Origin of the sequence: Myxococcus sp. CA039A (assembly GCF_013336645.1) — a bacterium.
Classification (GTDB): Bacteria; Myxococcota; Myxococcia; order Myxococcales; family Myxococcaceae; genus Myxococcus; species Myxococcus llanfairpwllgwyngyllgogerychwyrndrobwllllantysiliogogogochensis.
The window spans coordinates 1-7613 of the sequence record NZ_JABUMQ010000441.1; the positions used below are offsets into that span (position 1 = coordinate 1).

A 7613-nucleotide genomic window follows, 5' to 3' on the forward strand; every position below is an offset into this window, starting at 1 on the left:
GGCAAGGGGCCGCCGGAGCTGTCCGGTGGGTGTTGGTTGGCGATGACGGGGACCGCGGAGCGTCGCGGCGGGCTGGGGTGGGGACTCGACGCATGGGGATGCTGTCCACGTTGACCGCGCTGTTGTTCGTGCTCGTGGCGCGCGTGGCGCTGGCGGCGGATGGGGTGGAGGTGCGCCGGAGGGCGGCACAGGACCCCGAGCGGCTGGCGCCTTTTGGTTTGATGCTGGATGCGGGCGTGACGGAGGGCGCGGGCCTGTCCATCTCGTTCCGTCCCACGCACGCGGTGCGGCTGCACCTGGGGGCCACGCACAATGGCGTCCGTGCTGGCGCGCGCGCGGGGCTCACGCTGCTTCCCATGCGCGGCAGGCTTTCGCCGGCCTTCACGCTGGACGTCGGTCATGCGCAGCCCGCGGACGTGCAGGGTCTGGAGCGCAGGCTCGCGGACCTGTCCCTGCCGCCCCTGCCATCGATGGAGCGCGTGGGCTACAGCTACGCCAGCGCGCTCGTGGGGCTGGAGCTGAACATGCCCGGGCGCATCACCTTCTTCCTGCGCGGCGGCGTCAGCTTCATGGAGCTGTACGGCCCCAGCATGAAGGACCTGGACGAGTCGCTTCGCGGCTCGGTGGGGCCTGGGGAAGAGCGCTCGTGGATGCTGCGCACCGTGCGGCCCACGGCGAAGCTGGGCTTCCTGTTGTCCTTCGGCTGAACCGCGCTTCGGTTCTCGGGGGCTTGCTTCACTGCCGATGGCAGTGGGGGCAGGCATTGAAGCCCCTGGCATCTCCATACTGCAGGGCCATGAGGCCCTCTTCACTCTGGAAGGTGTAGCGGACCAGGCTCATCTTCGGGCAGTTACCAACGTGGTAGACGAGCGCCTTGGGAACCTTGCCCGGAGGCCGCACGGTGCGCTGCTTGGTGCGCGTCAGATGCACCCTCATCATCTCCACGGTGGTGTAGGGCTGCCCGCCATCCATGAGCGGAAACGAGGGCTGAGTGTTTGTCTGCGCCCGCGGCGCCGGGTGCTCCACCCTCCTCTTCTTCTCCACCGGATTCGTCGTGTGTTGCTTGGAAGGTTGCTGCCCGAAGATGTTGGGTGGGCCGTTCATCTCCTCCAGGGACCGCTTCAACTTCGAGGGCTTCGTCAAACCCGACGCGGGGGGGGCGACCTCTTCATCGTCCCCGGCGATGTCGAGGATGAGGGTCGAGGCCCGCTGCCGAGGTGGGTCCTTCCTTGGAGGCGGGAAGCCCGCCTCATCGTCACTGGTGATGTCGAGGAAGAGGCTCGCGGCTCGAGGCTGAGGAGTGTTGCCCTTCCGAAGCGGGAAGGCCTCCTCATCATCCGCGGTGACGTCGAGGAAGATGGCCGAGGCCTTTTTCTTCTCCTCTTGCTCCGGCCGGGAGCTGAAGCGCGGAATGCCCTGGCTCGGCGCAGGCTGGGGGAAGACCGAGAGGAAGGAGAAGGGCCCGTTGTTGAGGTCGCTCGGTGAAGGGATGATGCTCGGCTGAGGTGGGGGCGACGGGAACTCGAACGGGAGCATTTCAGCGTCGTCCTCACGCAGGTTGGTCGCGTGTAGGAATGCGGGCGCGGTGAAGTGTTGGAGTTTGCCTTCGTCCCAGTTCGACGTGCTTCGGGTCGAAGTCACCGTGCGCTGGGGCTGAGGCTCACGAAGGCCCATATGGGTCAGCCATTGAGACAGATACCGGGACAACTGACTCAGGTTCTGGCGGACTTCGAAGAGATCGGTGTCGTCGAACTCCCGGTCGAGGTACTTGCGCAGCTTGAGCTTCAATGCCTCCCAGGCCTGCTCGATGAGAACGGGGCCCGGGTAGTACCCTTCCTCGTCGAAGACAATCTTCTCCGGGCCTTTTCTTCCCAAAAGATAGACGAGCCGTGAGTGGACCTCCTGCTCGCCGGCCTTGCGGAAGCTCTTCTCCAACTCGTCGGGCATGTAGCGCGATGAAGTCGGGGCGAGTGATTTGGGCAGTCGAACGGCCTTGGGTTTCCCACCCGAATACTTCTCTGTCGAGTTCAGATAGAGCTGGGCGTTCTTCTCGTCGAGCACCGTCCGCCCCCCCGAGTAATGGGTGTCGTGTTCGCCATAGACGACCTGGAGTTCATGTCCCTGCTCAATCAACCCCGCGATGAGCCCCGCACACATGTGGCAGGGCTGGAGCGTGGTGTAGAGGATCGCGAACCCGTCCGGGAGTTGCTGGTGTCGCCCGAGGTAGGCGTGCAACAGATTGACCTCGGCATGAAAGCAGGCGTTGTCGTAGGCGGTGTTGACGGACCACGAGAGAATCTTTCCCGTGCCATCCACCAGGACCGCGCCCACGCTCTGGCCCTTGCCCTCTTGCGCGAAGACGACCAGTCCCTGGAGGAGTTCCCCGCGGTGATGGAGGAGGCTGAACGCCAGCATCATGTAGAAGCGATGTGCGCGGATCGCGGTCGCATCCCATGCGCCCGGCTTTCGAAGGTTGAGCGAGGGGCCCACGATGCTGTCTGGAGCCGGAGCTCTGAAGCGCCCCAGGGGCTGGTAGTTCGTGATGCCTGCCCTCTCCATCGTGGACAGTTTGCGCGGCTCGGCCTTCAGGAAGTTGATGAGGGTCCAGTCGCTCCCCGCCATGGGGAATGCAATGAGCAGATAACGCGTCACATCTCCCTCGAGGAGTTTGACTTCCTCCGCCGCGCGCTTGAGGAACTTCAAGGTCCCCATCTCCCACCGCGTCTGCCTGTAACCTGACGGCACGTGGATGCGGGTGAGTCCGCCTCGAAAGGCCATCTGCAGGGCGACGATGGGAGGGACGGGCAGGTTGCCCTCGATTCCAGTCGAGTAGCAGACCAGGGCGTCATACCTCTTGAGCTTGTATGTCAAAGGGCCGTCGATGACGCAAAACGCGAAGCGAGCCATTCCGGTCAGCTCCGCGATGCGGTGGGCGAGTGCTTGATGGCTCATGGAGCTTTGCGAGCAGCAAAGCCCATACCAGGGCCCCGACGGGTCAGCGGATGAGCGGCGGGCGTGGGCGACTGTTGGAGCGGGGGCCACGTGTCCCGTCAGGACGCATCTGCGTCCTGACGGGACGTCGCGGGCGGCGCGAGGGCGGCACGCGCTCAGCGGAACGTCGCGAAGTACTCCAGCACCTGGTCTTCGGCCCAGAAGCGGGGGCGGTGCGCGCGGCCGGCGACGAAGCCCACGTGTCCGCCGTGCTCGGTCAACACCACGCTCAAGCGCGGATTGTCCTTCGCGTTGGGCGGGATGACGGGGGCCTCCAGCATCGGGTCATCCGCGGCGCTGATGAGCAGCGTGGGCTTGCGGATGGCGTGCAGCTTCGGGCCCGCGGAGGACTCGGCGTAGTAGTGCTCGGCGCTGTCAAAGCCGTGCAGCGGCGCGGTGACGGCATGGTCGAACGCCCGCACCGTGCGCGCCGCTTCCATGGCGCGGCCGTCGAAGGCCTTGGGGAAGCGCTTGAGCTTCGCGCGCGCCTTGCCCTTCAACGTCCGCAAGAAGCGCTCCCGGTACACCAGGTGGATGGGCCCGGGGCCATCCAGCTTCTTGCAGCAGGCGTCCAAATCATACGGCGCGCTGACGGAAGCCGCGGCCTTCACGGGTGCGTCCTCGCCCTGGTCCTCCAGGAGCCGGCACAGCACGTTGGCGCCCAGGGAGAAGCCCACGGCGAACAGCGGCCCGGTGGCGCGCTCGCCCAAGTCGCGCAAGAGGCCGAGCGCGTCGTCGATGTGGCCCGAGTGGTACGTGCGCGCGAGCCGATTGGGCTCACCGCTGCACGAGCGGAAGTTGAGCGCGGTGGCGCCCCAGCCTCGCTCCGCGGCGCCCCGGAGGATGGCGGTGATGTAGCCGGCCCGGGACGAGCTCTCCAGGCCGTGCAGCGCCACCACGTGCGGCGCGCCGGCGGGGCCGTCGAAGGTGTCCAGGTCGACGAAGTCCCCGTCGGGCAGTTCGCGCCGCTCCCGCCTCAGCGGAGGGACATGACGGGGACGCACGAGGTTCGCGTAGATGGTCTGCGCATGCTCGTTCGTCAGGCCCGGTGCGGCGACGAAGGGCTCGGTCGGCTGGAAGTTCACGACTCCGGGATAGCCCCCTGAGGGGGACGGGGACAAGGGTCCGTGTCGGCCCGTCAGCGGGGTCGTTCTCCACCGGGCGCTTGGGTGGGTGACTCGGGCCCCGCTGGCGGCGACTGGAGTCGGGCCCGCTTCATGGACGCACAGCCCCGCGCCTTCACGGCCTTCGCCTCGTCCGTGAGGTCGAAGAGGGCCAGGTACTTGCCCACGCGCTCCTCCAGCGTGGGGGCCTCGATGAGCTGGCAGACCTCATCTGCCTGGTAGTCGCGGCAGATGCTCGGCCGGTTCTCGTACATGGAGCAGAGGTTGTCCTGGGTGAGGTGCGGACAGCGCAGCCCCAGCGGCTTGTCGAGCGCGGCGATGTCCGGAGCCACGCAGCAGGCGCCACAACGGGTGCATTCCATGAGGGAGGTCCTTCCGTGACTCAGCGTGGGACGACCTGCTTCAAATCCCCCGAGTTCGTCACCGTGACGACGACACCCTGGCCCTTCTTCCACCTCAGGAAATCCCGCTCCGTCTTCGGCATGAGCACGGTCTCCTTCACGCCGTCATCCTCGTAGCGGATGTGCACGGTGTACTCCTCCGAGCGGTGCTGCCGGTCCGTGGCGCCTGGCTGGAGCGTGGGCCACGCGGGGTTGCCGTCCTGCCCCGTCGCCTCGCGGCGGTCCACGGGCTTCCACTCATACGTGTCATACGCGCACTGGCGCGCGTAGACGGGCTCGTTGCGGTAGCGCGTCTCGTTCTGACAGTCCTCGTAGCGCTCGTTGCAGTACTTCGTGATGTCCTCGCAGACCTCTTCGACGAAGCCGTTGCCCTTGTCCCGCCGGCGGCACTTCTCCTCGGTACCACACGCCACCCGGCGCGTCTTGGAGCGGCACACCCGCTCTGTTCCGTCCGCCACCTTTCGAGTGCCTCGCTGGCGCTCCACGCAGTCCCGCACGTTGTCCACGCCCGCCACCTCACCCGCGCCGTTGACGGGCATCCGCGCGCTGCTCCGCCGCAGCTCATCCGCCCAGCCTGTTTTCTGCACGGCGGTGAAGCGCTCCTGCGTCACGGCGACCTTCCACGACGTGCCGGTGATTTCCCCGGGGAAGTCGTGCGGGGTCCGGGCCCACATGGCGTACAGGCCCGAGCTGAAGCAGCACGAGAACAGCACGCCCAGCCACAGCCACTTCTTCGTGAAGCGCGGCTTCGTCTCCGGCGGTGGCGCGGCGGGAGGCTTCCTCTCGGGCGTGTCGAACGCCTGGAGAGGCGCGGCCTTCGCGTCCGCCGAGCGCTCCGCGCCGCAGTGCTTGCACCGGGGCTGGTCCCCTCGATTCGCGGCGCCACAGAAGGCGCAGAACCAGTCCTCGCCCGCGCCCGCCAGCTCCAGCGCCTTGTCGTCCGTCACCCCTTCGCGCAGGGACTTGCCGCTCTGTGCGTCAACGTCGCCGAAGTCGAAGACCGACTCGTCGCCCGACAGCTCGCGGGGGTTGTTGCAGGTCGGGCAGCGCTTGTGCCGGGCCAGGATGTCCTTGGCGTCGCACGACGTGCAGTTCCAGGTGCCCTCGATGATGCGCGTGCGCTTGGCCATGCGCGCATCCTATCCGGGCGTCACACCCAGAGCGCGCGGGAGAACGCCACGCGCTCGGCGGGTGGCAGGCCAGGACGCAGGGGCCGCATCATGGGGAGCGAGCCATCTCGCGCCACGCGGAGGGCGCCGGGCACCCGCGCCACCCAGGGCAGGGTGGCGGGCTCCTCCCAGATGACCACGCGAGCCAGTCCCGCCCGGTGGGCCACGCCTCGCGCGGCTTCCAGCAGGGCGACGGCGTCCTTCACCGACTCCGCGTCGAGCAGCAGCACCACCAGCTCGCCATACCGGGCCATCATCGCCCACAGCGCGGAGGAGTTGCCCACCGTCGCGCCGCACGCCTCCGGGCGGGGCCGGTGCAGGAGCTCCGAGTAGATGCGCTCCCGCTCCAGATGCCAGTCCATCTGCGCGGCGCTCGGCCAGAGGAGGAAGGGCACGTCCGGACGCTGAGTCCTCGCCACGACTCCGGGCACGTCGCCGTCACACAGGAGCGCGTCCACCGCGTGCGTGGACAGGCCGCCGACTGCGGACAGCTGCCAGTCCCACGCGGGTGCCTCGAGATAGCCGGAGCGGCGGTAGAGCGCGGGGCCCACGTCGGAGAAGAGGAGGGCGGCGTGGTGGTTGGGAGACTCGTGCTCCAGTCGGGCGGCGACCTCGTCCATCAACCGCGTCGCATGCCCGTGGCCCCGCAGCGCGGACTCGGTGAAGACGCTGGCGATGGCCTGGCTGACGCCGCGCGTGGCCACGCCGTCGAGGCCTCGCAGGTAGCTGTCCGTGTGGAACGTCTCGCACGAGGCCAGCACCTGGCCCGCGTCGTCGAGCCACAGCCAGGTGCGCATCCCCTCCCGACACCAGGGGTGGGCGCGCAGCCGCAGTTCTCGCTGGTGGAACTGCTCCACGGAGAGCGGCGAGCCCCAGGCGGCGTGGGTGACGCGGTCCCGTTCGGCTTTCTGCGCATCGGTGGCGAGGGCCAGGTGCATGTCACGCCAACGTAGCGCCACCCAGGCGTCCGGCGCATCCACCCGGAAGGCTTACAGGTGCGTGGTGTATGGGAATCGGACGTGGAGCTGGAGGTACGCCTGGCCCACATGGAAGATGCCGTCGCGCACCCGGTCCGGCAGGCCCAGGCTCCCCAGCGCCTGGGGAACGTAGAGCGCGGACTCCCAGCCCAGGCTGACGAGGAAGTTCTTGGAGAATCGCAGCTCCAGGTCCACGCCCAGCTCGGCGCCCGGCCGCAGGAAGTGCGTATTCGCCAGCGTGTCCGAGTACAGATACGCATACGTCAGCAGGAGGCCGCCTCCCACGGAGAACCGCACCGGCCCCGAGCTCAATGGCAGGCCCAGTCCCAGGGGTTTCCAGGTGACGCCATACATGCCGGTGTTCTTCAGCTTGGGGGAGATGATGAACGAGTCGGGGATGAAGATGGACGGGGAGATGCGGACCTCGTCCACGCTCTTCGCGTACTTGCGATAGCGCGTGGGAATGGCGCGCTGGTTCTTCTTCAGCCAGTCCTTGTCCAGCACCGCCTCCACGGAGAGCTTCACGCCGGTGTGGATGGGCTGGTCGTCGAAGACGGGCCCGAAGAACATGTACGCGGCGGGCCCCACGCCCACGTCCACGGGGACGGTGACGCGCTGGGCGGCGGCCAATGCGGGCAGAAGCAGCGTGCACAGCAGCGCGACTCGGGCGGTGCTCATGAAATGCGAATCTCCTGGGTGTAGCGGGCCCCCCCTGGAATTAAGCACAACCACGACAATCAACCATTGCCGCACGCTGCGTGTTTGAAGCAGGAAGGGAGCCGCGCCGGCCCCGGGGGCGGCAAAGGACGCATGGTGCTCTCCGGGACTCTGTCCGCCGGCACCGCGAAGACCTTGGAGAACCGATGCTTTCCGCAGCCCTCTTGATTGCCACGTCCCTGCAGGCCCAGACGCCCGCGCCGACTGCTCCCGCCCAGGAGCCCGCCCCGCAGG

General features: G+C 67.8%; 7 protein-coding genes. 1 reads left to right on the top strand and 6 read right to left on the bottom strand.

Translation table 11 applies throughout. The features are described 5' to 3' along the window. The first annotated feature begins 92 nt into the window (after nucleotides 1–92). Nucleotides 93–707 carry a hypothetical protein gene (locus HR086_RS42720; protein ID WP_141646873.1) on the top strand — a complete coding sequence of 205 codons (615 nt, stop codon included), beginning with the start codon at nucleotides 93–95 and terminating at the stop codon, nucleotides 705–707. 28 nt (nucleotides 708–735) lie between these two features. Here HR086_RS42720 and HR086_RS42725 read toward each other — a convergent pair whose 3' ends face one another. The 6 genes from HR086_RS42725 to HR086_RS42750 all read right to left on the bottom strand — a co-directional run bounded on the left by HR086_RS42725 (nucleotide 736) and on the right by HR086_RS42750 (nucleotide 7340). Continuing rightward, a complete protein-coding gene (locus HR086_RS42725) occupies nucleotides 736–2952 on the bottom strand; it encodes a Bd3614 family nucleic acid deaminase (protein WP_174468503.1) in 2217 nt (738 codons plus the stop codon). A gap of 155 nt (nucleotides 2953–3107) precedes the next feature. Further along, the gene (locus HR086_RS42730) at nucleotides 3108–4076 is read right to left on the bottom strand and encodes a hydrolase (protein WP_174457635.1); all 969 of its coding nucleotides are present in this window, start codon (nucleotides 4074–4076) and stop codon (nucleotides 3108–3110) included. 53 nt (nucleotides 4077–4129) lie between these two features. After that, nucleotides 4130–4477 (bottom strand): YkgJ family cysteine cluster protein, encoded by a 348-nt coding sequence (locus HR086_RS42735; protein WP_174468504.1) that lies wholly within the window; start codon nucleotides 4475–4477, stop codon nucleotides 4130–4132. A 20-nt stretch (nucleotides 4478–4497) separates the two neighbouring features. Next, nucleotides 4498–5646, bottom strand: a complete 1149-nt coding sequence (locus HR086_RS42740) for a hypothetical protein (protein WP_174468505.1) — start codon at nucleotides 5644–5646, stop codon at nucleotides 4498–4500. A 20-nt stretch (nucleotides 5647–5666) separates the two neighbouring features. Then, nucleotides 5667–6623, bottom strand: coding sequence for a GNAT family N-acetyltransferase (locus HR086_RS42745; protein WP_174468506.1), 957 nt, complete (start codon nucleotides 6621–6623; stop codon nucleotides 5667–5669). Between the two features lie 51 nt (nucleotides 6624–6674). After that, entirely contained in the window at nucleotides 6675–7340 is a 666-nt protein-coding gene (locus HR086_RS42750; RefSeq protein WP_174468507.1) for a hypothetical protein, read from the bottom strand. Nucleotides 7341–7613: the final 273 nt, after the last annotated feature.